Source organism: Saccharothrix texasensis (genome assembly GCF_003752005.1).
Classification (GTDB): Bacteria; Actinomycetota; Actinomycetes; order Mycobacteriales; family Pseudonocardiaceae; genus Actinosynnema; species Actinosynnema texasense.
The window spans coordinates 1,486,585-1,509,188 of sequence record NZ_RJKM01000001.1 but is presented as its reverse complement, the minus strand read 5'-3'; the positions used below and the strand labels follow the sequence as shown (position 1 = coordinate 1,509,188).

The following is a 22,604-nucleotide window of genomic DNA, read 5'->3' as shown; positions in this document are numbered from 1 at the left end:
TGAGCGGAGGCGCCGGCCGACGCGGGACCCGGGCGATGGGCGCGCCTGTCCGCGGCACACCGTCCACAGTGTCCTGTCCACGGTGTGCCGTGGACGACGCCAGGCCACCGGTCGACTGCCTCACCCGGCTCCCGCGGACAGCGGTTCGTCGTGTCCGGGCACCGATTCCGTCACTCGTTCGAGTGAATCCCCGGTCGGACTCGCCTAGTGGTCCTGGAGGCTCGGGGAGCTGTCGTCCACGCGGTCGAGCGCGGCGGCACAAGCGGCTTGCATCCGCGCCGCGACGGTGGGGCCGCTCGGCGCCGGCCGCTGCCGTGCGTGTGGCCCGAGGTGGGCTTCCCGGAGCTCGTCCATGAAGGCATCCCACACGGGCGGGCCGCCGGCGGCGAGCACCTCGGCGCGGGCGGTGTGCACGTCGGTCACCGGCAGGTGGCGGATGCCCCAGACGTTGAGCTGCACGAAGACGGGCACCAGCTGGATCGCCTGCTCGGTCAGGCTGTAGGTGACCTTCTGCTTGTGCGAGGGGTCGTCGGCCTTGGTGAGCAACCCGTGCTCGACGAGCGCGGCGAGCCGGTCGGCGAGGACGTTCGAGGAGATCCGCTCGGGACCGGCGAGCAGCTCCCGGAAGTGCCGGGCGTCGGCGAAGATCACGTCGCGGAGGACCAGCAGCGTCCAGCGGTCGCCGAAGATCTCCAGCGACAGGCTGATCGGGCAGCTCGACCGCGTGTCCTTCCGCACCGCACCCACCTCCGGACCGTTTGCCTGCCCCCGCCATTGTGCCCTAGTGTGCAACCGGTTGCGGAAGGAGAGCAGTTCGAGCCTGGGGCACGGCGCTGGGCAACCCTGCCCGAGGTGGTGCCGCGCACCGACCCGACGCCCCCGCGACGGTCTCCCGCAACGACGAGAACCACCACGCAGGCACCCCGAAGGAAGGTCCACATGAGTACCCAGCAAGCGGCGCCAGGTCGGAGTAGCACAACCCTGGTCCTGGTCACGCTGTTCTTCGGTGTGTTCGTGATGGGCTGCGCGGAACTGCTCGTGGTCGGCGTGCTGGACCTGATCGCGGCCGACCTCGACGTCTCCGTCTCCGCCGCCGGCGGGTTGGTGACCGCGTTCGCGCTGGGCATCGCGATCGGCGGCCCGGTCCTGACCATGCTGACGATGAAGCTGAACAAGCGGACCGTGCTGGTCGGCGCGCTCGTCGTGTTCATCGTGGCCAACCTGGTCCTGGTGCTGGCCTCCCACTACGCGTTATTCCTCGCGGCGCGGTTCGTCGCCGGTGCGGTCGAGGGCCTGTTCATCGGGGTCGCGTTCGTGGCGGGCATGGCGATCGTCCCGCCGGAGCGCGTGGGCCGGGCGATCGCCCTGATCATCTCCGGGGTCACGGTGTCGGCCGCGGTGGGCGTGCCGCTGGGCACGCTGGCCAGCCAGGGCTTCGGCTGGCGCGGGTCGTTCACCGGGATCATCGTGCTCTGCGTGCTCGCGCTCGTCGCGACCATGGTGCTGGTCCCCTCGGTGGCGGGCTCCGAGCGGGACGCCTCGGCCGACGCCGGCCAGGCCAAGTACGCCTTCGCGCCCAGGGTGCTGTTCATGCTGACGGTGAACATCGTGGTCTTCACGTCGCTGTACACGGCCCTGACCTACATCGTGCCGTTCCTGCAGAACGTCACGGGCATCACCGGGGCGCTGGTCAGCGCGTTCCTGCTGGCCTACGGCGTGGCCACCGCGGTGGGCTCGTTCGGCGGCGGCCGATTCGCCGACAAGAGCGCCTCGGGCACGCTGATCGTCGGGACCGCCGGCACGGCGGTCGCCCTGCTGGTGCTCTACTTCGTCGGCTCGATCCCGGTCCTCGTGGCGCTCGTGATGCTGCTCTGGGGCGTGCTCGCCATGAGCATGGCCCCGTCCCTCCAGCTCCGCGTGGTGACCCTGGCGGGCCCCGGTGGCCGGGTGGCGTCCTCGCTGCCCGCGTCCGCGGTCAACATCGGCATCGCGGCGGGCTCGGCGGCCGGGGGTGTGGCGATCAGCGGGTTCGGCCCCTCGGCCCCGATCATCACCGCGTCGGCCATCGCGGTGGTCGGCGTCCTGCTCGCCTGGGCCACCAGCTACCTCAAGCCGCCGGTGATCGAGAAGACGGCCGAGCCGGCCGCCTGATCCGACCTCCGTCCACTGTGGACGAAGTCCGCTGAGGAGGTGCCCCAGGTCGTCGACCTGGGGCACCGGTCGCACGGTCGTGACGACCCACTCGTGGGACGGGGTTCCCGCTCAGGGAGTTCCTTCGTCGTTCGGCGTCAGCACCACGGGCAACGCCGCGTGGCCGTTGGAGATGAACGACCCCAGCGGCCGCAGTTCGCCGGCCGGCACCGCGAGCCGCATCCGCGGGAACCTGGTGAAGAGCGCGGGCAGGCCGACGGCGGCCTCCAGCCGGGCCAGCGGCGCGCCCAGGCAGTGGTGCGTGCCGTGGCCGAACGCGAGGTGGTCGCGGCGGGTGGGCCGGGTGGGGTCGAACTCGGTGGCGGTGTCGCCGTGCGCCTTCGGGTCGCGCCCGCCGGCGGCGAAGGCGATGACGATCGGGTCGCCCTTCGGGATGAACGCGTCACCGAGGTCGATGTCCTCCACCGCGTAGCGCAGCGGCAGGTTCGTGATCGGCGCCTCCAGGCGCAGCGACTCCTCGATCACGTCCTCCCACGGCACCGTGCCGGCCAGCGCGGCGGCGCGCTGGGCGGGGTGCGTCAGCAGCAGGGAGATGGTCTGGTCGAACAGGTTCACCGTCGTCTCGTGGCCGGCGGTGAACATCAGCATGATGGTGGCGACCAGCTCCTCCTCGCTCATCTGGCCGCCGTCGTCGTTCTGCGCCTGGAGCAGGCCGGTGGTGACGTCGTCGCCGGGCCTGGTGCGCTTGACCGCGACCAGCTCGTGCAGCAGCCGGTCCACCTCCAGCGCGTTGGCCATGACCTGGTCCGGGGTGGCGGAGGTGTCCATGACCTCGTGCACCGCGGTGAGCAGCGGGCCGCGGATCTCGTCGGGCACGCCCAGCAGCCCGGAGATCATCTGCACGGGCAGCGGGTAGGCGAACCGCTCGCGCAGGTCGACCACCTCGCCCGCCGGCACCTCCGCCAAGCCCGCCAACAGCTCCGCGGTGCTCGCCTCGATGCGCGGGCGCATCGCCTGCGTGCGGCGGGCGGTGAACGCCTTGGCCACCAGCTTGCGCAGCCTGCCGTGCTCCGCGCCGTACGCGCTGATCATGTTCCGCTTGGCGACCCACATCGACAGCGACCAGGTCTGCGCCAGCTCGCTCTCGCCGTTCTCCCAGGCGGGCCAGTGCTGGTAGGTGTCGCGGGACACCCGCCGGTCGGTCAGCAGCTGCTTGATCAGCGCGTGGTCGGTGACCCACCACGCGATCACCCCGCCGGGCAGTTCCACCCGCACCGCGCGTCCCAAGGCGCGCAGGCGCTCGGACTCACCGTGGATGTCGCGCCCGGTCGTGTCGATGACCGGGTGGCTCGTGTGGCTCGTCATGTCGACTAGCTCCCGTCTCGGAATGTCCGGCGGACGCCGCGGAAGCCCGCGTCGACCCTCGACGCGCCTCCCGGATCACCTCGCGCGGTCGGCACTCCGCCGGGCCGGCCGGCGGGCCCCGACCGATTCGGGCCACCGCCCGTCACGGAAAGCCTAGCCATTGCAGGGGATTCGGTCGAGGAAAGACGATGTGCGAGTACGGCTCCGCACCGGCGAGGCAGGGGCGCGCATCCCGACCGTTCCGAAAAGCGCCGTGACGGGGCAAAACATTCGCCGCCACTGTTTTTCCCGTTGGGTCAAACGAGTGACAACGACCGGACCGCGGGCTTCGACCTGTTCGTCGTCGGTGCCCGTGAGCTAGGCTTTCTCGGTCGTGGGCAAGGGGGTTCGCGCGGGACACGGGACAACGCGGTCCGGGCTTCGAAAAGGCGACGGCGTCGTCCTGACAGAGATTTCCCGTCACCGGGGTGATCACGGCCCGCGTGGCGGGCGGAGCAATCCTTCACTGGGGAGATCTCGCCATGTCAACTGCCAGAGCACCCAGGGCGCCGGGCTGGCTGCCGCTGCTGGGCCACACGATTCCACTGCTGTCGCAGCGGACCAAGTTCACCTCCTCGCTGCACCGGTACGGCGACATCGTCGAGGTCCACATCGGCTCGCAGCCCGGGTACGTGTTGACCGACAAGGCGTTGGTGCACGAGGTCCTCGTGGCCGACGCGGGCAACTACGAGCGGGGTCGGGTGTTCGACAAGCTCCGGCCGTTCATGGGCAACGGGCTCGTCACGTCCACCGGCCGGCAGCACCGGCGTCAGCGGCGGCTGATGCAGCCGGCGTTCCACCGGCGGGAGATCGCCGGGTACGTCACGAGCATGTCGAAGGCCGCCACGGAGATGGTGGACTCGTGGCGGGCCGGCGAGGCGCGCCCGATCGACGACGACATGCACGTCGTCGCGGGGACCGTGGTCGCCAAGGCCTTGTTCTCCGAGAGCCTGGACACCCCCGCGTTGCGCGAGTTCCTGCGCTGCAACAGGATCCTCGTCGCCCACAGCACCGTGCGGGCGATGTCGCCCGCCGTGATCGGCGCGCTCCCCCTGCCGGTCAACCGCCGTTTCGACCGGGCGGTCGAGCACGTCCGGCGGGCGGTGCGCGAGGTCGTCACCGAGCGCCGCGCCCACCCCGACGAGCACTCCGACCTGCTGTCGATGCTGTTGGCCGCGCGTGACGAGGACACCGCCGAGGGCATGACGGACGACGAGGTCCACGATGAGATGATCACGTTGTTCGTGGCCGGGGTCGAGACCGCGTCCCGCGCGCTGGCCTGGGCCTTCCACGAGATCGGCCGGCGACCGGACGTCGAGTCCCGGCTGCTGGCCGAGGTCGACGAGGTGCTGGAGGGCGGGCCCGCCGGGATCGAGGACGTCCCGCGCCTGACCTACACCCGCCAGGTGGTCAACGAAGTCCTCCGGTTCTACGGTCCGTGGCTGCTGATGCGGCGGCCCACCACCGACGTGGAGCTCGGCGGCGTCCGGTTGGCCGCCGGCACCGAGCTCATCGTCAGCCCGCACGCCCTGCACCACGACCCCCGCAGCTTCCCCGACCCGGACCGCTTCGACCCGGACCGCTGGCTGCCCGAGCGCGCCGCCGAGGTGCCGCGCCACGCCTACATCCCGTTCGCCGCCGGCGTGCACCAGTGCATCGGCAGCGCGTTCGCGTTGGCCGAGATCACCGTGGTGATCGCCACCGTGCTGTCCCGGGTGCGCCTGGAACCGGTGCCCGGCAAACCGGTGCGGGAGCTGGTCACCAACGTGCCGGTGCCCAGCCAACTGCCGATGACCGTCGTGCCGCGAACGCCCGGCGAGGCGTGACGGCGGCGTTTGCCGCGTCACCGGAACGGGGAACCACGTAGTCGCTGAACGAGTGCGGGGGGAGGCGGCGGTGGAGGAGGAGGTTCGGCGGGCGCGCGACGAGGTGGTCAACACGGTGGCATCGCGCCCGGCGGGGACGGCGAACGGCCGGCGGGCGTTGCCGCGCGCACTCCTCCGGCGCGACCTCGGGCTGTTGGTGGCCGCGGGTGTGGCGGACCTCCTGGTCGCGGTGGCGGTGGTGGCCGCGGGACCGGACGCGTGGTTCACCACCGCGGCCGGTATCGCGTCGGCGGTGCTCGGGGCGAACGCGATCGCCGGGGCCTTCCAGGAGTCGCGCCGGCGCGGGGGAGAGGTCGCCCGCGTCCGCGAGCACGGCGCGGACCCGGTGGACACCCTGGCGGAGCTGCGAGCCGACGTCCCGCCGCCCCGGTGGACCTTGGTGATCCGGGTGCTGTACGAGCTGTTCCTGCTCACCGCGGTGACGCTGGTGCTGGTCTCGACGGTGGGGGCAGCCGCCCGGGTGGTCGTGGTGGCCGCGCTGGTCTGCCACCTCACCGCGACCGCGCTGAACGATCGGTACAGCCGCCGCCGGGAGCGGTGGAAGAGCGACTTCCTGCGCGAGGAGGACGTCGTGCTGCCGCCGCTGCCCGACCGCTGGCGCGTGCTGGTGCCACACCGGCCGAAATGAGCCGGCGCCCTCGCGGGAGGGCTCGGTAGGCTTTCCGCTCCGCGAGGCGGCAGGAAGGCCGGCCGTGACCGAAGACGATGTGCTGGAGATCCTCGACGTGCTCGGGCGGGCGGGCGGCGACGTCTGGATCGGCGGGGGCTGGGGCATCGACGCGCTGCTGGGCAGGCAGACCCGCCCGCACCGCGACCTGGACCTCGTGCACCGCCGCGACCAGGAGCAGGCAGTCGTCGAAGCGCTCGCCGCAGCGGGCTTCACCGAGACGCTCGACTGGCGTCCCGTGCGCTTCGTCGTCACCGACGCGAAGGGGCGCGAGATCGACCTGCACCCCCTCGTCTTCGCCCCGGACGGGAGCGCCACGCAGGCCTCACCGGAACCAGGCAACCCGTTCCGCTACCCGGCGTCCTGCTTCGTCACCGGCACGGTCCTGGGTCGCACCGTGCCCTGCCTGTCCGCCGAGCAGCAGGTCCACTTCCACCAGGGCTACGAGCCGAGCGACCGGGACCGCCACGACATGGCCCGGCTCCGCGAGGCGTTCGGGATCGACACGCACTTCTGACCCGGGGTCGCACCTCCGCCTGTTCTTCCGGCAGGTGCGGCCGTCGACCAGGCGCACCGCGCCGTCGGGGGAGGTGCGCCGACACGCGGCCCGCGTGTCGGCGCACCTCCCCACAGCGGGTCGAAGACCGCCTACGTGGTGGTGCAGGAGAGCGACGGCGGCGAGTTCCGGCTGGTCGAGGTGCCGACGAAGCCGAAGGCCGTGCTCGCGCCGGCCGCGACGTCGCCGTTGTAGGACGCGTTCCTCGCGGTCACGACCGCGCCCTGGGTGGTCAGTGCCGCGTTCCACGAGGAGCTGACGGTCTGCCCGTCGGCGAACGTCCAGGAGACCGCCCACCCGCGGATGGCCGCCGCGCCGGCGCTGACCGTGACCTCGGCCTGGAAGCCGCCCTGCCACTGGCCGGTGACCCGGTAGGTGGCGGCACAGCCCGTCGGTTGCGGATCGGTGGTCGTCGTGGTCGTGGTGGTGGTCGTCGTAGTGGTGGTGGTCGGGTTGCCGAACGCCGTGCTCATGGCGTTGTAGGCGGGCTTGGGCTGGAGGTTGCCGTCGAACGGCAGCGCCGCGCCCTCACCGGGGAACACGCCGGGGATCCACGAGTGGTTGTCGCTCAACCCCCACGTGGTGATGCCCACGCACCTGGCCACCGCCAAGCAGGCGTCGACGACCTGGCCGTAGTCCCGGGCCTGCTGGGCGAGCTTGGCGCTGTCGGACGGGGTCTTCATCCGGATGTCCAGCTCGGTGATCGCCACGTCGACGCCCAGGTCGGCGAAGCGCTGGAGGTTCTGCCGCAGGCTGGACGGCACCTGGCCGACGATCAGGTGCGCCTGGAACCCGACGCCGTCGATCGGCACGCCCTGCTGCTTGAACGCCTTGACCATGTTGTAGACGCCGTCGCTCTTCGCGCCGATGCCGTCGGTGTTGTAGTCGTTGTAGTACAGCTTCGCGCCGGGATCGGCGGCACGGGCGGCGCGGAACGCCTCCGCGATGAAGCCGTCGCCGAGCTTCTGCTGCCAGAACGACTGCCGCCGCGTGCCGTTCTCCGCGAACGCCTCGTTGACCACGTCCCAGGCGAACACCTTGCCCTTGTAGTGGCCCATGACGGTGTTGATGTGGTTCACCATCGCCGAGCGGAGGTCGCCCGCCGAGAGGTTCTGCGCCCACGCCGGGGTCTGGCTGTGCCAGACCAGCGTGTGCCCGCGGACCTTCTGGTTCGCCGCCACCGCACCGGCGACGACCTGGTCGCCGCGGGTGAACGTGAAGCTGCCCCGACTCGGTTCGGTGGCGTCCCACTTCATCTCGTTGCCGGGCGTCACCACACCCGCCTCCCGCGCGCTCAACGCGCGGTAGGCCGAGTCGTTGAAGTCGCCCGCGGTCATGGCGTTGCCGAAGTACCGCCCCTTGGCCGCCGCGAGGTCGCGCAGGGGCGAGGCGGCCGACGCCGCCGGTGACAGGACGAGGGTCAGCGCGGCGGTGGACGCCAGTGCCACCGCCACCGCCCCGAGCCTCTTCGTCGTGCTGGTCACGAGCCCTCCTGATCGGTGTGACGGTCCATCACGCCGGGTAGCAACGGGTGTTGTTGAGCGTGAAGACGCCGGCGGCGGCGCTGTTCCCGGTGTGGGTCGCCTGGAAGCCGATCGACACCGACCCGTTCGCCGGGATCTGCGCGTTGTAGTCGACGTTGCGCGCGGTCACCTGCCCGCTGGTGGGGGAGTAGGAGGCGCTCCAGCCGCCGGTGATGACCTGCCCGCTCGGGAGGGTGAACGCCAACTGCCAGCCGTTCAACGCGGAGCTGGTGTTGTTCGTGATGGTGAGCGTCTCGGTCAGGCCGCTGTCCCAGGCGTTGACCACCGCGGTGACCTTGCACGCGTCGGTCGGGCCCGGGATGGTGGTCGTCGTGACCGGCGTCGTCGTGGTGGTGCTCGTCGACGTGGTGGTGGTGGTCGTGGTGCTGGTCGTTGTTGTTGTTGTCGTCGTGGACGGGCGGTCCAGGCCGAGGAAGCCGATGGAGTACGCGAGCATCCCGTTCTGCGGGAGGGTGTGGCCGGTGCCCTGGATGCTGATGCCCTCGACGGCGTTGCCGTAGCGGGTGCGGGTCCAGCTCGACTGCGGGTAGTCGGTGGCCGACGGCGTCCGGCTCAGCCCGTGGAGGTTGGTCCACTGGTCCAGCTCCTCGCCGAAGTTCGGGTAGGCGAGCGTGGTGTCGGTGGAGCCGTGCCAGAACTGCATCCGCGGGTACGGTCCGGTGTAGCCGGGGAACATGGCCCGTGCCTGGTCGCCCCACTGCTGCGGGGACTTCAGGAGGTTCCCGCCCGAGCACTGGCTGTTCCACAGCGACCCGTTGGTCGTCGCGAAGCACCCCGCCGGGACACCCGAGTACGCCGCGCCCGCGCTGAACACGTCCGGGTACTGGGCGGCCAGCACGTTGGTCATCATCGCGCCGGAGGAGAAGCCCGCCACGACGATCCGGGCCGGGTCGGCGTTGTAGCGCTGCCGCGCGTGGGACACCATCGCCATGATGCCCGTGGAGTCACCGCCTCCGTTGCGGCGCAACGCGTTCGCGGTGGACACGTCGAAGCACCGGCCGTCGCGGGTGGCCTCCGGGTAGACGATCACGTACCCGTAGCGGTCCGCCGCGGTGACGTAGTCGCGGCCGTTGCCGTTGTGCACGGCGCTCGCCGAACCGCCGCAGTAGTGCACCATCAGCAGCAGGGCCGGTCGCGCCGCCAACCGGTCGGGCGCGTAGACGTACATGTTCAGCCCGGTCGGGTTGGCGCCGAAGTCGGTCACCCGGGTCAGCGACGCCGCGCTCGCCGGTTGCGCGACCACCGCGAGCGCGACCGCGGCGATCAGCGACAGCACGGCCGCCACGACGGCGGCGACCCTGGACTTCACGATCCTCATCCCGGATCAGCTCCCCACGCAGGTGGGGTTGAGCCCGGTGCCGCTGCCGGTGCCCTGGAAGCCGAACTCGGTGGACTGCCCGGCCGCGACGTTGCCGTTGTAGTCGACGTTGGTCCAGTTCACCGTGCCGGTGTCACCGCTGCGGTTGGCGCTCCAGGCGCCGGTGACGGTCGTGCCCGACGGCAGGGACGTGGTGACCCTCCAGCCGCGCAGGGCGGTGGACCCGGCGGTGACCTTGACGGTGGCCACGAAACCACCGGTCCAGGAGTTCAGCGACACGGACGCGGTGCAGCCGGTCGGGATGGGCCCGTTGGTCGTGCTGGTGGTGGTCGTGGTGCTCGTCGTGGTGCTTGTCGTCGTGCTCGTGGTGGTCGTCGTGGTCGTCGAGGTGCCGGTGACCGTGGTGCCGCCCGCGTTGAGGGCGTTGAGGACGGAGGTGTAGGCGGCCTTCTTGTTGCCGCTGCTGTCGAAGAGCAGGGGGTTCTGGCCGGTGCGCCAGGAGTCGCTGTCGCGGATGCCCCAGACGGTGATGCCGGTGCAGCGGGCGACGGCGAGGCAGGCGCGGGTGACGGCGGCGTAGGCGTTGGCCTGGTTGGAGCCGGAGATGTCCAGTTCGGTGATCTGGACGTCGACGCCGAGGTCGGCGAAGCGCTGGAGGTTGGCCTGGTAGTCCGACGGGGCGGAGTTGGTCAGGTGGGACTGGAAGCCGACGCAGTCGATGGGGACGCCGCGGGCTTTGAAGTCGCGCACCATGTTGTAGATGCCGGTGCTCTTGGCGTTGACGCCGTCGGTGTTGTAGTCGTTGTAGCAGAGCTTCGCGGCGGGGTCGGCGGCGCGGGCGGCGCGGAACGCGGCCTCGATCCAGTCGTTGCCGGTGCGCTGCAGGTTGGAGTCACGCCTCCCGCCGGAGCTGCCGTCGGCGAAGGCCTCGTTGACGACGTCCCAGGCGTAGATCTTGCCGCGGTAGTGGGTGGCGACCTGGGTGACGTGGTTCATCATGGCGTTGCGCAGGTCCGAGCCGCCGAGGTTCTGCGCCCAGCCGGGTTGCTGCTGGTACCACAGCAGGGCGTGGCCGCGGACCCGCTTGCCGTTGTTCAGGGCGTGGTTGAGGATGCGGTCGCCGTTGGTGTAGGTGAACTGGCCGCGGTTGGGCTCGGTGGCGTCCCACTTCATCTCGTTCTCGGCCGTGACCATGTCGAACTCGCGGTTCAGGATGTTCACGTAGGTCGAGTCGTTCAGCTTGCCCGCCGCCACGGCGGTGCCGTAGTACCGGCCCGTCTGCTCGGCGGCGGCCCCCAACGTGGTGGCCGCGCTCGCCGAGGAGGCCATGATCAACGTCGCGCCGAGCGAGGCCGCCACGGCTGTCACCACGAGCGCGGCTCGGGGCGCTGACTTCGCTGTCAGGTTCATGCTCCACCCTTTCGGGAGGTCACCCGGAGTGCCCGGGTGGTGGGCAGGACGATCGGACGACACCCGGTGCGGTCGGGCCGGAGCGGGCCTTCGCGTGGCGCACCCCGCAGCGGTGAACGGGGTGGAGCCCCGGTCGGGAAGGTGCCGAGCAGGAGTCTGGCAGTCGAATGTTCACGCTCACAAGAGAAGGTCACGGAATTCCCGGCGATATTGCGCTGTTCGGCGTAACGAAATCAGGGAGCGCTCCCAATTGCCTACTGAGACGCGTTCTGGGCGATTAGTTGCATTCGTTCCGGGAGTTGATGTTGCTGAAGTTAACGCTAACATTTTTAGCAATCCAGGTTGATCTGCTGCCCGCGCGTGCGGTCCGGGTACGCCGAACGGCCGTCACCGGTGCGCGTCGGACCACGCGCGCCGATGACGGCCGTCACCCCTCGTGCGGGAAGATCAGAAGTTCTTCTTCGCCACCACCCACGGAGCCTTCGCGGCCAGCCCGGACGGGCTGAGGACGTAGGCGCGGGCGGTCTCGTTGCCGTTGAGCACCATGTCGAGGAACTGCACCACCGTCGTCATGCCGTCGGTCAGCTGGCTGCCGGTGATGAACCCGGTGTGCCCGGCCTGCGGGTGCCGGGCCAGCACGGCCGGGACGGTGGCCAGGTCGTAGTTGGCCTGGTTGTTGGCGTAGGCGATGTCGGACGAGCCGCCGTCCATGAACAGGGCGGGCGTGTGCAGCTTGCCGAGTTCCGAGCGCGGGTAGCCGAAGGAGCCGTCGGCGAAGAACCCGCTGTTCAACGAGACGACGCCGGACACGCGGCGGTCCTGGGCGGCGACCATGGCCTCCAGGCCGCCGCACGAGTGGCCGGCCGTGGCCACCCCGGTCAGGTCCAGGCGCTGGCGCAGGACCGCCCCGGAGCGGTTCTGCTCCCGCTCGGCCCAGGTGATGGCGTCCGTCAGCAGGGAGGGGATGGGTGAGCCGCTGGGCACGCCGTTGGCCGAGCCGTCGACGGAACCGGTGTCCACCACCACGAAGCCCTTCGACGCGACGAACGTCAGGATCCGCGTGACCTCGCTGTTGTCCGTGTGCGCGCACGCGCCGTTCCCGAAGGCCAGCACGGGTAGCGGGCGGTCGACCGCCTGGGGGTTCGACGGGCGGAACACGGTGAAGCGGTTGTCGCCGTAGGCGCCTTCCCTGGTGACGGAGAAGTTGTTCTCGATCATGGGACGGGTCGGCGGCGTCGTCGTCGTGGTGGTGGTGGTGCTCGTCGTGGTGGTGGTGGTGGTGCTCGTGGTCGTCGTCGAACCGGTGCACGCGGTGCCGTTGAGGGTGAACACCGCCGGGGACGTGGGGCGGGAGCCGGACGTGGCGTTGAAGCCGAACGACGCCGTCGCGCCGGTGGCGATGCCGCCGTTCCACGCCGCGTTGGTGGCGGTGACCTGGGCGCCCGACTGGGTGTGCGTCCCGTTCCACGACTGCGTGATCCGCTCGTCACCGGGGAACGTCCACGACAGCCGCCACCCGTTCACCGGGTCGCCGAGGTTCGTCACGACCGCGGTGGCGTTGAACCCGCCCGGCCACTGCGAGGCGACCGAGTAGTCGACCCGGCAACCGGCGGCGGCCGACGCGGACTGCGCGCCGATCAAGGCGCCGGTCGTCGCGACGAGCGCCACGGCGGCCATCACCGCGGCCGAGCGCGACGCGCGGGAGTCGTGCCTGGGCACGGCATTGCTCCTTCCACTTCGGGGCGGCGGCTTGACGACGCGCGAGCGGCGTGCGGGAGGGCCTGGTGGTGGCCGGACCCTCCCGCTCTGGTTCAGCCGATGCGGCAGGAGAGGGTGGGCCAGTTCCAGTTGCCGCCGTGTTGGATGGTGAAGCCGAAGGTGTTGCCGTTGCCGTTGGGGCGTGCGGTCATGACGTTGGCGGTGTCCCAGGTGGCGGTGGTGTTCCAGGTGGCGATGATGCGTTGGGGTGAGGTGACGGTGACGGTGACGATCCAGTTGTCGGTGCCGGTGACGGTGACCTGGCCGTTGAAGCGGTCGCTCCACTTCTGGCCTTCGGTGTAGGTCGCGGTGCAGCCGCCGGGGTTCTGCGGCGTGGTGGTGGTGGTGGGTCCGGTGGGGTCGGTGGAGGTGGTGGTGGTGGGGCCGGTGGTGGCGGCTGTGTTGAGGGCGTTCAGTGTGGAGGTGTAGGCGGCTTTCTTGTTGCCGGAGCCGTCGAAGAGCAGGGGGGTGCCGGAGGCGCGCCAGGAGTCGCTGTCGCGGATGCCCCAGACGGTGATGCCGGTGCAGCGGGTGACGGCGAGGCAGGCCTGGACGACGCCTTGGTATTGCTGGGCCTGGGTGCTGCCGGAGCCTTCGATGTCGAGTTCGGTGATCTGGACGTCGACACCCAACGCGGCGAAGTTCTGCAGGGTGGTGTGGTAGTTGGAGGGGACGGGGTTGCCGCTGTTGAAGTGGGCCTGGAAGCCGACGCAGTCGATGGGGACGCCGCGGGACTTGAAGTCCTGGACCATGCGGTAGACGCCCTGGGTCTTGGCGTGTGACCAGTTGTCGGTGTTGTAGTCGTTGTAGCAGAGCTTGGCGTTCGGGTCGGCGGCGCGGGCGGCGCGGAAGGCGGCTTCGATCCAGTCGTTGCCGGTGCGCTGGAGGTTGGAGTCGCGTCGGCCGCCGGAGCTGCCGTCGGCGTAGGCCTCGTTGACGACGTCCCAGGCGTAGATCTTGCCGCGGTAGTAGGTGGCGACCTGGGTGACGTGGTTGAGCATGGCGTTGCGCAGGGAGGTGCCGGACATGTTCTGCATCCAGCCGGGTTGCTGGGAGTGCCAGGCCAGGGCGTGGCCGCGGACTCGTTTGCCCTGGTTGCGGGCGTGGTTGACGATGCGGTCGCCGTTGCTGTAGCTGAACTGGTTCTGGTTGGGTTCGGTGGCGTCCATCTTCATCTCGTTCTCGGCCGTGACCATGTCGAACTCACGGTTGAGGATGCCGACGTAGGTGGAGTCTCCGAGTTTGTTGGCGGCGACGGCGGTGCCGAAGTAGCGGCCGCTCTGCTGGGCGGCGGCGGCGAGGGTGGAGGCGGCGCCGCTGGCGGGGGAGGCGGCCAGCAGGGCGGCGCCCGCGGTCGCGGCGAGCAGGGTCGACACGAGCGCGGCCCGTGCGACTGACTTCGCTGTCAGCGTCATGTTCGGGGCTTTCTGGGGAGCACCCGCGCCACGCGGGTGGAGGAGGACGGATCGGGGTCGAACGGCGGTCGGTGGTCCGCTCGGTGGGAGTGGCAGGGACACTCGTAGCCACACACCGTTCGGATCGAAACGTTAAGCAGTATTAACCGAAACTGTTTGGCCGATCAAGGCCTGGCTGAACTGGGTCGCACCCCGAGGTTTACATGCGTGAACAATGCCGAATCGGTTAAGCGTGATCTTGTGTGGTTACCGAAAGGCCAGGTGGGAGACGTTTCTCACCGGTTGTTCCGGGTTGTGGTCGCCGGGACTCGGACCGGGGTGGGGTGGAGTGTTGCTGCGCAAAAATTCGAAACTACTTTCGCAAATTTCGAGGCGGTGATCGCTCTGGCGCGGTCGACGCGGTCGTCGGTGGCGCGGCCGACGGTGTCATCGCCGCCACAGGAGCCGTACGAAAATTTCTCTCTCCATCGAGAACGTTGACCGGAACAGTCCTGGTGGTTCACCATTCAGCCCGAAGGCGCTCTTCTGGGAGCGCTCCCGGTCCGCAACACTGTCGTTCTGGATCGAGAATCTTTCGGCCAGGGTGGCGGCATGGTCCAAGGAGGATCTGTCCGTGCGCACTCATCATCGATTCCGGCGCGAAGCGGCCTTGGCGGCGGCTCTCGCCCTCACCGCGGCCACCCTGGCGCCGGCCACCGCGACGGCGGCGCCCGACGCCGGTCCAGCGGTCAAGGTCAACCAGGTGGCGTACGTGCCCGGCCTGCCGAAGCAGGCCACGGTGGTCAACGGTTCGGGCTCGCCCGCCGCGTGGTCCCTGCGCGACGCGTCCGGGGCGACCGTGGCCTCGGGGCAGACCAGCGTGCGCGGCGCGGACGCGTTGTCGGGCGACAGCGTGCACACCGTCGACTTCTCGTCGTTCGACACGCCCGGCACGGGTTACGTGCTGTCGGTGGCCGGGGCGACCAGCAACCCGTTCGACATCTCGGCCGACCCGCTCAAGCGCCTGCGGTACGACGCCCTGGCGTTCTTCTACCACCAGCGCAGCGGCACGCCGATCCAGGCGGAGTACGTCGGCTCCCAGTACGCGCGGCCCGCGGGCCACCTCGACGTCGCGCCGAACCGGGGCGACAGCGGCGTGCCGTGCCGGGTGTCGTGCGGCTACACGTCCGACGTGCGCGGCGGCTGGTACGACGCGGGCGACCACGGCAAGTACGGCGTGGACACCGGGATCGCCGCCTGGCAGCTGATCAACGAGTACGAGCGCACCCGGTACGTGACCGGCGCGGACGGGGCGGCCCTCGGCGACGGGAAGCTCGCCATCCCGGAGCGCGGCAACGGCGTGCCCGACATCCTCGACGAGGCCCGGTGGGGCGTCGAGTTCCTGATGAAGATGCAGGTGCCGCAAGGGCGGACCGACGCGGGCATGGTGCGGCACAAGGTCAGCGACGAGAACTGGACGGCCCTGCCGCTGCGCCCCGACCAGGACCCCCAGCCGCGCCTGCTGTCGGCCGTCACGACCGCCGCCACGCTCAACCTCGCCGCCGTGGCCGCGCAGGCCGCACGGGTGTGGCGCGACCTCGACGCGGACTTCGCCTCCCGCGCCCTGACCGCCGCCGAACGGGCCTACGCCGCGGCCAAGGCCAACCCGACGCGCTACGCCGATCCCGACGACGGCAACGGTGGCGGCACGTACGTCGACAACAACGTGACCGACGAGTTCTTCTGGGCCGCCGCCGAGCTGTTCACCACCACCGGCGCCAGTGGCTACCGGGCCGACGTGACCGGGTCGTCCTTCTTCCGGGGCAAGGGCTTCGACCAGGGCGGGTTCGACTGGTGGTGGACCGCGGGCCTGGGTGACACGACGTTGGCGCTGGTGCCCAACGGCCTGTCGGCGTCGGACGTGTCGGCCACCCGCGCCGCGTTCGCCTCCTACGGCGACCGCCTGCTCGGTCAGGCGTCGACCCAGGGCTACCCGGCGCCGGCGAGCGGCTACTACTGGGGTTCCAACGGCGTGGTGGCCAACGCGGCGAACGTGCTGGCGCTGGCGCACGACTTCACCGGCCAGGCCAAGTACCGCGCCGGGGTCTACCAGGCGTTGGACTACCTGTTCGGGCGCAACCCGTTCAACCACTCCTACGTGACCGGCTACGGCGAGCGCGCCACCCGCAACTCCCACCACCGGTTCTGGGCCGACCAGCTGGACTCGTCGCTGCCGAACCCGCCGGCCGGGTTGCTGGCGGGCGGGCCCAACACCGACCTCCAGGACCCGGTCGCGCAGCAGCAGTTGGCGGGCTGCAAGCCCCAGAAGTGCTACCTGGACGACATCAACGCCTGGTCGGTCAACGAGGTGGCGTTGAACTGGAACGCCGCGCTGGCGTGGTTGTCGGCGTGGGCGGCGGAGAAGGCGGGGTCCGGCTCACCCGCGGACACGACCGCCCCCGGCACGCCGGCGGGCCTGACCGCGTCGGCGTCCGGCGGCTCGGTGTCGCTGTCGTGGGGCGCGTCGACCGACGACGTCGGCGTGACCGGCTACGACGTCCTGCGCGCCACCGGCTCGTCCGGCACGTTCACCCGGGTCGCCACGGCGTCCGGCACGTCCTACACGGACAGCGGCCTGGCTCCGGGCGCTTACCGGTACCAGGTGCGGGCGCGGGACGCGGCGGGCAACACCTCCGCGGCGTCGTCGGCGGTCCAGGTGACCGTGCCCGGCGGCGGCGCCGGCTGCACGGTCGTGGCCACGACCCAGAGCCAGTGGGGCACCGGCTACGTCGTGCAACCCGTGCGGGTGACCAACACCGGGACGTCCACGATCACGTGGGCGGTGACGTTCACGCTGCCGGCCGGCGACGCGGTCGTCGGGTCGTGGAACGCGGCGGTGACGACGGGCGGCCAGGCCGTGACCGCGCGGGCCACCCGCTCGCTCGCGCCGGGGGCGACGGCCGAGTTCGGGTTCCAGGCCTCACGCCCCAACGGCAGCACCGCGCTGCCCTCGGGGTACACCTGCACGGGCTGACCGGCGTCACGGCGGCGGCGCGGTGCTGCCCCGGACGACGAGCTTCGTCGGCAACTCGACGCGGTCGTTGTCCGGCTCGCCGCCCGCCGCCAGGGTCAGCAGCATCCCGGCGGCCTCCGCGCCCATCCGCCGCAACGGCTGCCGCACGGTGGTCAGCGGCGGGTCGGACCACTGGGTGAACGCCAGGTCGTCGAAGCCGACCACGCTCAGGTCGTGCGGGACGCGCAGCCCCGCCTCCCGCGCGGCGTCGTACACGCCGAGGGCTTGCAGGTCGTTGGCGGCGAAGACGGCGGTGGGCGGGGTGGGCAGCCGCAGCAGCTCGCGCGCCGCGTCACGGCCGCCGTCGTGGTACAGGGGCGCGGTCCGCACGAGCTTGCGGTCCTGCGGCACGCCGGCCGCGTCGAGGGCCGCGCGGTAGCCGTCGAGCCGGGCGCGGCAGCACAGGAACTCCGAGGGGCCGTTGACCATGGCGATGCGGCGGTGGCCGAGCCCGATCAGGTGGCGGGTGGCGACCAGGCCGCCGTTCCAGTTCGTCGCGCCCACCGACGGGATCGAATGGGTCGGCTCACCGGTGGGGTCCAGCGCGACCAGCGGGATGGCCCGGCTGCCCAGCTGCGCCAGCTGGGCCTCGCTGAACTCGGCGGAGACCGCGATGACGCCGACCGGCCGGCGGGCCAGCATCTGCCGCGCCCAGGCGCTCTCCGGGGTGTGGCCGCCCTGCATCTCGGTCAGCGTCACGGCCAGGCCGTCCGGGCGGACCGCCTCCTCCACCCCGCGGATGATCTCCAGCGCCCACAGGCTGTCCAGGGACTGGAAGACCACCTCGACGATCGGGACCGCCTCGGTCTTCTCGTTCTTCTGGAAGCCGTGCTCGCGGATCAGCTCCTCGATGCGCCTGCGCGTCCCGTCGGACACCCCGGGCCGCCCGTGGATCACCTTCGACACGGTCGAGGCGGACACCCCGGCCAGGTCCGCGATCCGGGAAACCCGCACCTCACCGCCCGCGCGCCCATCCACAGCCACGCAGGGCAGCCTACGCGAGACATCCCGGTCCGCCGATCATGCGCCACCACCCCGGCGGACGGCGCGGTCGCCGGTGACGAGGCGGGCGGAGACCTCGGCCGCCGCGAGTCCGACGCGCCGGCCGCCCGTTCGACCACAGAGGACGGTCCGCGTCGACGGTCCGGGTGACCGCGCTCGCGGGCGCGGGCGATGATGTGGGGCGTGAAGTGGACCACGGCGGTGCGGCATGTCGAGGAGTTGGCGGTCAAGTGCGAGGAGCTGGCGGGCGGGCCGAAGTCGTTCACCCCGTTGCGGGTCGTGCAGCTGTGGGCCGCGGGTGACCTGCTCGGCGCGCCGCGCGATCTCGACCGGGTGACCGTCGCGGTGGTGGTCGACCTGCCCGTCGAGGACGTGCCGTGGTTGAGCGAGCCGCACGGCGCCGAGCACTGGGCCAACGCGACCCGGGTGTCGCGCAACCCGATCAGGGCGTTGTGGCGTTCCGCGCACGCGCCGGTCTGGAACCACCACGTCGACCGGCCGGCCCTGGTGTGGGACGCGGCGGACGGGGTGGCGGGGGAGGCGCTCGCGGCGCTCGCCGAAGGGCGCGGCGAGCAGGTGCGGTTGCCCGCTCCCGGCGCGGACGAGTTCCGGGCACGGCTGCGCGCCGAGCTGGCGGTGGCTCTGCGGGCGCTGCGCCACCACACCCGCGCGTACGAGGAGAAGCGGTGGGCGCCCGGCAAGCTCACCGCGGTGTCGGACGCGCTGTGGCGGGCCGGCGAGGGCTACCTCGACCTGCTGGACGCCGTGGACCGCGACCGCCCCGCGTCCCCGCTTCGATGAGCCGATCGTCCCACGAAGAACGACTGGTGCGCGTCTCAAATACCCGCGCATTCGAGGATTGACGACAAATCGGACGCCCGCTCTTGTGGGCGGCCGCGCGCCGCCGCCATACTTCGAACGCCGAAGATCCGCGTCGTCGAATAAGCGTCGAAATGGCCGTCGAAATGCGCGTCGATCGACCCGAGTGATCCCGGGAATGCATCCGGCCACGTCCAGGAGGGAAGTCCGCGCATGTCCCCGAAACACCCGACGTGGCGACGGCCGGCCACACCCGCCGCCCTCGGTGTCGTGGCGGCGTTGACGATCGTGCCCGCGGCCGGCACGGGGGCGGGCGCCTCGGCGGCGTCCCCCGTCCGCGTCTACGTCGCGGGAGACTCGACCGCGTCCACCTACGTGTACAAGTCGTACTTCTCCCAGTACGTCGACAAGAGCCGCGCCAAGGGCGCCATCCCGGTTCTCGTCACGTCCGCGGAACGCCGCCGCTTCACCGTCGCGGGGGTGATCTCCCCGACCCACGGCGCGTACCCGGCGGCGATGCGCGAACTCGCGGCCGCCAAGCGAGTGCCGCTGGTCGACCTCACCGCGTCCAGCACGGCGCTGTGGAACCGCGCGGGCGTCGAGGGCACGAAGGAGCACTTCCTGCACCTCGCGGCCGGGCAGCACCCCAACCACCCCGACGGCGTCCAGGACAACACGCACTTCCAGGCGTTCGGCGCGATCGAGGTCGCCCGCCTGGTCGCCACCTCCCTGCGCGACCAGGGCGTGCTGCCGGCCGCCGCCTTCCGGCAGGTGACCGCCCCCGTGCCCGCCGGCGCGATCACCTGGCCCACGACCCCGCCGTACTGAGGACCATCGCCGCCGCCGACGTCCCCGAGCATCGACGAAAGGCTGCACCATGCCCCTGCACGGCACACGCCGGACGGCGGTGGCCCGCACCGCCGCGGCCCTGGCCGTCCTTCCGCTGACCGTCATGCCGGCCACCCCGGCGAACGCCGCCACGGTCACCGTGGCGGCCGACGGCTCCGGCAACCACACCACCATCCAGGCCGCGCTCGCGGCGTCCGCGCCCGGCACCGTCATCAACATCAAGCCGGGCACCTACCGCGGCCAGGTGTCCATCCCGGCGAGCAAGCCCGGCATCACCCTCCAGGGCACGACCGGCACCTCCGGCGACATCGTGATCACCGGCAGCACCCCGGCGTCCACCGCCGGCACCGCGGGCAGCGCGACCGTGCTCAACCTGGCCAAGGACACCACGGTCAAGGGGCTGACCATCGCCAACACCTACGCCGCGCACGACAGCCAGGCGTTGGCCCTGTACGCGGGCGGCGACCGGCAGGTCTACCGCAACGTGCGCCTGCTCGGCTACCAGGACACGTTCCTGTCCTGGGGCGGCACCGGCGCCTCGCAGGTCCGCCAGTACGTCTACAAGAGCTACATCGAGGGCGCCGTCGACTTCATCTACGGCAACGGCGCGCTGGTCATCGACTCCACGACCATCCGCTCGCTGGACCGCGGCAGCACGAACAACGGCTACATCACCGCCGCGGCCACCCACTCCGGCAACCGCTACGGCATCCTGATCACCAGGTCGACGCTGACGGGCCCGTCGGCGGCGCGGACCGTCGCCCTGGGCCGCTGCTGGCACGCCGGCGGCGCGGCCGACGCGATCGGCCAGGTCCTGGTCCGCGACTCGGCGCTGGGCGGGCACATCCGCCAAGCCGGCGCGTGGCAGGACATGAGCGGCTTCTCCTGGAAGACGTGCCGGTTCACCGAGTACAACAACACCGGCGCGGGCACGAGCACCGGCACCGCCGACCGCCCGCAGATGAGCGGCACGACCGCCGCGGGTTACACCGCGCAGAACTACCTCGCCGGCAGCGACGGCTGGAACCCGGTGCAGTGATCCGCGGGTCGTCCGCCGGGCCTCGCCGGCCGCTCACGACGTTATCGGGTCGTGGCCGGCCGGCGTCGCTCAATGCGCACTCCGGTCGAATGCATTCGACGGCCACCCATACGAGATGCGACCGTTGACGGCGGCCCGAATTCATCGCAACTATTTCGCCGGGAAAGTCCTCTCGGCCCGTCGGCCCGGCCGTCGCGTCGACTCCAGGTGAAAGGCACGTACATGACATTGTCGTCATGCGGTGCGGTCGTGCGATCGGCGGTGGCGCTCGTGGTCGGTGCGGTCGCGGTCCTCGCGCCGGCCGCGCCGTCGGCCCGGGCCGCGACCGTGGACACGTCGGCCACGTATGTGGTGGTGGCTCGGCACAGTGGCAAGGTGATGCAGGTGCGGTCGGCGGTGGACGGTGGTGCCGTGGTGCAGGCGTCGCGGTCGGATTCGTCGGCTCAGCAGTTCCAGTTCGTGGATTCGGGTGGTGGGTTCTTCCGGTTGAGGTCGCGGTACAGCGGCCGGGTGGTGGACGTCGCGTCGGCGTCGACGGCGAACGGTGCGGACGTGGTGCAGTGGACCGATCGTGATGCGGTGAACCAGCAGTTCGGTGTGGTGGACACCGACAGTGGTTATGTCCGGTTGGTCAACCGCAACAGCGGCAAGGCGTTGGACGTGTGGGAGCGTTCGACGGCCGAGGGTGCGCGGATCTCGCAGTACGACGTGAACTCGGGCGCGAACCAGCAGTGGCAGCTCGTCCGGCTCGGCGTCGTCCCGGGCGACCCCGTCCCGGCCGGCTGCACCGGCACGGGCCCGATCACGTGCCGCTACGACGTCGCCCCCGGGCACTACGACGTGGCGGTAAGGCTGGGCAGTTCCTCCCGCGCGGCCCACACCGGCGTCACCGCCGAGGCCCGCCGCCGGGTGCTCTCCGCCGTGGACACCGGCGTGGGTCAGTTCGCCGACCGGGTGCTCACCGTCAACGTGCGCGAGCCCGAAGGGCAGCCGACGGGTCAGGGTGGCACGGGCACACCGGGGTTGACGCTGGTGTTCGACGGCCGCTCGCCCGCGGTCGTGGCGGTCACCGTCAAGCCGGTCAGGCCGGCGGCGCTGTTCCTGGTCGGTGACTCGACGGTGTGCGACCAGCCGGTCGCCCCCTACACGGGCTGGGGCCAGGCGCTGCCCGCCCGGCTGCGTGAGGGCCTGTCGGTGGCGAACTACGCGGACTCGGGGGAGAGCTCCGGCTCGGTGCTGGCCAACGCCGTGCTGTTCCCGGCGGTGCGGTCGCAGACGCGTGCGGGCGACACGGTGATGATCCAGGTGGGCCACAACGACAAGCAGACCTCGGCCGCCGCGTTCCGCGACAACCTCACCCGCATGGTGCGCGACGTGCGCGCGGCGGGCGGCGCCCCGGTGCTGGTCACGCCGCCGGTCCGCCGGTTGTTCGACTCGGCCGGCCGCCTCACCGGCACCGCTCGGCACGTCAACGAGGTCGGGGTGGACCTGCCCGCGGAGGTGAAGGCCGTCGCCCGGGCGCAGGGCGCGCCGCTGATCGACCTGACCGCGTCGTCCGCGGCCCTGGTCGAGCAGCTCGGCGTCACCCCGTCGCAGGGGCTCTTCCTGACCGCGGAGAAGGGCGACAACACCCACTTCTCCGAGTACGGCGCGACCGCCATGTCGAACCTGGTGCTGGACGAGGCGGTCCGGTTGGGCGTCCTCCGGTCGACGCAGGTCCGTTGACGCCGTGAA

17 protein-coding genes are annotated in these 22,604 nt (G+C 71.3%); 9 read left to right on the top strand and 8 right to left on the bottom strand.

Translation table 11 applies throughout. From position 1 onward, the window contains the following. Positions 1–204 precede the first annotated feature (204 nt). Positions 205–738 (bottom strand): winged helix-turn-helix transcriptional regulator, encoded by a 534-nt coding sequence (locus tag EDD40_RS05535; protein ID WP_123741921.1) that lies wholly within the window; start codon positions 736–738, stop codon positions 205–207. 201 nt (positions 739–939) lie between these two features. Here EDD40_RS05535 and EDD40_RS05530 point away from each other — a divergent pair, with 201 nt between their 5' ends. Then, positions 940–2,151, top strand: coding sequence for an MFS transporter (locus EDD40_RS05530; RefSeq protein WP_123741920.1), 1,212 nt, complete (start codon positions 940–942; stop codon positions 2,149–2,151). Between the two features lie 111 nt (positions 2,152–2,262). On the opposite strand, the gene EDD40_RS05525 is transcribed toward EDD40_RS05530, so the two are convergent. Continuing rightward, positions 2,263–3,516, bottom strand: a complete 1,254-nt coding sequence (locus EDD40_RS05525; RefSeq protein WP_123741919.1) for a cytochrome P450 family protein — start codon at positions 3,514–3,516, stop codon at positions 2,263–2,265. 521 nt (positions 3,517–4,037) lie between these two features. Between EDD40_RS05525 and EDD40_RS05520 the strand changes: the two genes are divergently transcribed. The 3 genes from EDD40_RS05520 (at position 4,038) to EDD40_RS05510 (ending at position 6,625) form a co-directional block, all read left to right on the top strand. Beyond that, on the top strand, positions 4,038–5,381 hold the full coding sequence (locus EDD40_RS05520; protein WP_123741918.1) for a cytochrome P450: 1,344 nt from the start codon (positions 4,038–4,040) through the stop codon (positions 5,379–5,381). Positions 5,382–5,451: 70 nt separating this feature from the next. Next, positions 5,452–6,069, top strand: a complete 618-nt coding sequence (locus tag EDD40_RS05515; RefSeq protein WP_148088692.1) for a hypothetical protein — start codon at positions 5,452–5,454, stop codon at positions 6,067–6,069. A 64-nt stretch (positions 6,070–6,133) separates the two neighbouring features. Then, entirely contained in the window at positions 6,134–6,625 is a 492-nt protein-coding gene (locus EDD40_RS05510; RefSeq protein ID WP_123741916.1) for a nucleotidyltransferase domain-containing protein, read from the top strand. 131 nt (positions 6,626–6,756) lie between these two features. Here the strand turns inward: EDD40_RS05510 and EDD40_RS05505 are convergent, their stop codons facing one another. From EDD40_RS05505 to EDD40_RS05485, 5 genes are all read right to left on the bottom strand, one after another. Further along, complete coding sequence (locus EDD40_RS05505) at positions 6,757–8,148, bottom strand: glycoside hydrolase family 10 protein (RefSeq protein WP_123741915.1); 1,392 nt, start codon at positions 8,146–8,148, stop codon at positions 6,757–6,759. A 28-nt stretch (positions 8,149–8,176) separates the two neighbouring features. Next, entirely contained in the window at positions 8,177–9,526 is a 1,350-nt protein-coding gene (locus tag EDD40_RS05500; protein WP_123741914.1) for an extracellular catalytic domain type 1 short-chain-length polyhydroxyalkanoate depolymerase, read from the bottom strand. 6 nt (positions 9,527–9,532) lie between these two features. Beyond that, on the bottom strand, positions 9,533–10,936 hold the full coding sequence (locus EDD40_RS05495; RefSeq protein ID WP_123741913.1) for a glycoside hydrolase family 10 protein: 1,404 nt from the start codon (positions 10,934–10,936) through the stop codon (positions 9,533–9,535). Positions 10,937–11,383: 447 nt separating this feature from the next. Continuing rightward, the gene (locus tag EDD40_RS42490; protein ID WP_211348097.1) at positions 11,384–12,655 is read right to left on the bottom strand and encodes a cellulose-binding domain-containing protein; all 1,272 of its coding nucleotides are present in this window, start codon (positions 12,653–12,655) and stop codon (positions 11,384–11,386) included. 92 nt (positions 12,656–12,747) lie between these two features. Continuing rightward, positions 12,748–14,109, bottom strand: coding sequence for a glycoside hydrolase family 10 protein (locus EDD40_RS05485; RefSeq protein WP_123741912.1), 1,362 nt, complete (start codon positions 14,107–14,109; stop codon positions 12,748–12,750). Positions 14,110–14,722: 613 nt separating this feature from the next. Here EDD40_RS05485 and EDD40_RS05480 point away from each other — a divergent pair. Then, the gene (locus EDD40_RS05480; RefSeq protein WP_246037434.1) at positions 14,723–17,122 is read left to right on the top strand and encodes a glycoside hydrolase family 9 protein; all 2,400 of its coding nucleotides are present in this window, start codon (positions 14,723–14,725) and stop codon (positions 17,120–17,122) included. 6 nt (positions 17,123–17,128) lie between these two features. Here EDD40_RS05480 and EDD40_RS05475 read toward each other — a convergent pair whose 3' ends face one another. Then, complete coding sequence (locus EDD40_RS05475) at positions 17,129–18,145, bottom strand: LacI family DNA-binding transcriptional regulator (RefSeq protein WP_236594954.1); 1,017 nt, start codon at positions 18,143–18,145, stop codon at positions 17,129–17,131. A 201-nt stretch (positions 18,146–18,346) separates the two neighbouring features. Between EDD40_RS05475 and EDD40_RS05470 the strand changes: the two genes are divergently transcribed. The 4 genes from EDD40_RS05470 (at position 18,347) to EDD40_RS05455 (ending at position 22,595) form a co-directional block, all read left to right on the top strand. Beyond that, a complete protein-coding gene (locus EDD40_RS05470) occupies positions 18,347–18,964 on the top strand; it encodes a DUF7711 family protein (protein ID WP_148088691.1) in 618 nt (205 codons plus the stop codon). 231 nt (positions 18,965–19,195) lie between these two features. Next, a complete protein-coding gene (locus EDD40_RS05465; protein ID WP_123741909.1) occupies positions 19,196–19,810 on the top strand; it encodes an SGNH/GDSL hydrolase family protein in 615 nt (204 codons plus the stop codon). A 49-nt stretch (positions 19,811–19,859) separates the two neighbouring features. After that, entirely contained in the window at positions 19,860–20,870 is a 1,011-nt protein-coding gene (locus EDD40_RS05460) for a pectinesterase family protein (protein ID WP_123741908.1), read from the top strand. Positions 20,871–21,119: 249 nt separating this feature from the next. Further along, positions 21,120–22,595, top strand: a complete 1,476-nt coding sequence (locus EDD40_RS05455) for an RICIN domain-containing protein (RefSeq protein WP_246037432.1) — start codon at positions 21,120–21,122, stop codon at positions 22,593–22,595. The last annotated feature ends 9 nt before the right edge of the window (positions 22,596–22,604 follow it).

Bases quoted from the DNA above. Each gene is read 5' to 3' on its own strand.
- EDD40_RS05500 (WP_123741914.1), bottom strand. From the start codon at position 9,526: ATGAGGATCGTGAAGTCCAGGGTCGCCGCCGTCGTGGCGGCCGTGCTG.
- EDD40_RS05495 (WP_123741913.1), bottom strand. From the start codon at position 10,936: ATGAACCTGACAGCGAAGTCAGCGCCCCGAGCCGCGCTCGTGGTGACA.
- EDD40_RS05520 (WP_123741918.1), top strand. From the start codon at position 4,038: ATGTCAACTGCCAGAGCACCCAGGGCGCCGGGCTGGCTGCCGCTGCTG.
- EDD40_RS05465 (WP_123741909.1), top strand. From the start codon at position 19,196: ATGTCCCCGAAACACCCGACGTGGCGACGGCCGGCCACACCCGCCGCC.
- EDD40_RS05525 (WP_123741919.1), bottom strand. From the start codon at position 3,516: ATGACGAGCCACACGAGCCACCCGGTCATCGACACGACCGGGCGCGAC.
- EDD40_RS05485 (WP_123741912.1), bottom strand. From the start codon at position 14,109: ATGACGCTGACAGCGAAGTCAGTCGCACGGGCCGCGCTCGTGTCGACC.
- EDD40_RS05530 (WP_123741920.1), top strand. From the start codon at position 940: ATGAGTACCCAGCAAGCGGCGCCAGGTCGGAGTAGCACAACCCTGGTC.
- EDD40_RS05460 (WP_123741908.1), top strand. From the start codon at position 19,860: ATGCCCCTGCACGGCACACGCCGGACGGCGGTGGCCCGCACCGCCGCG.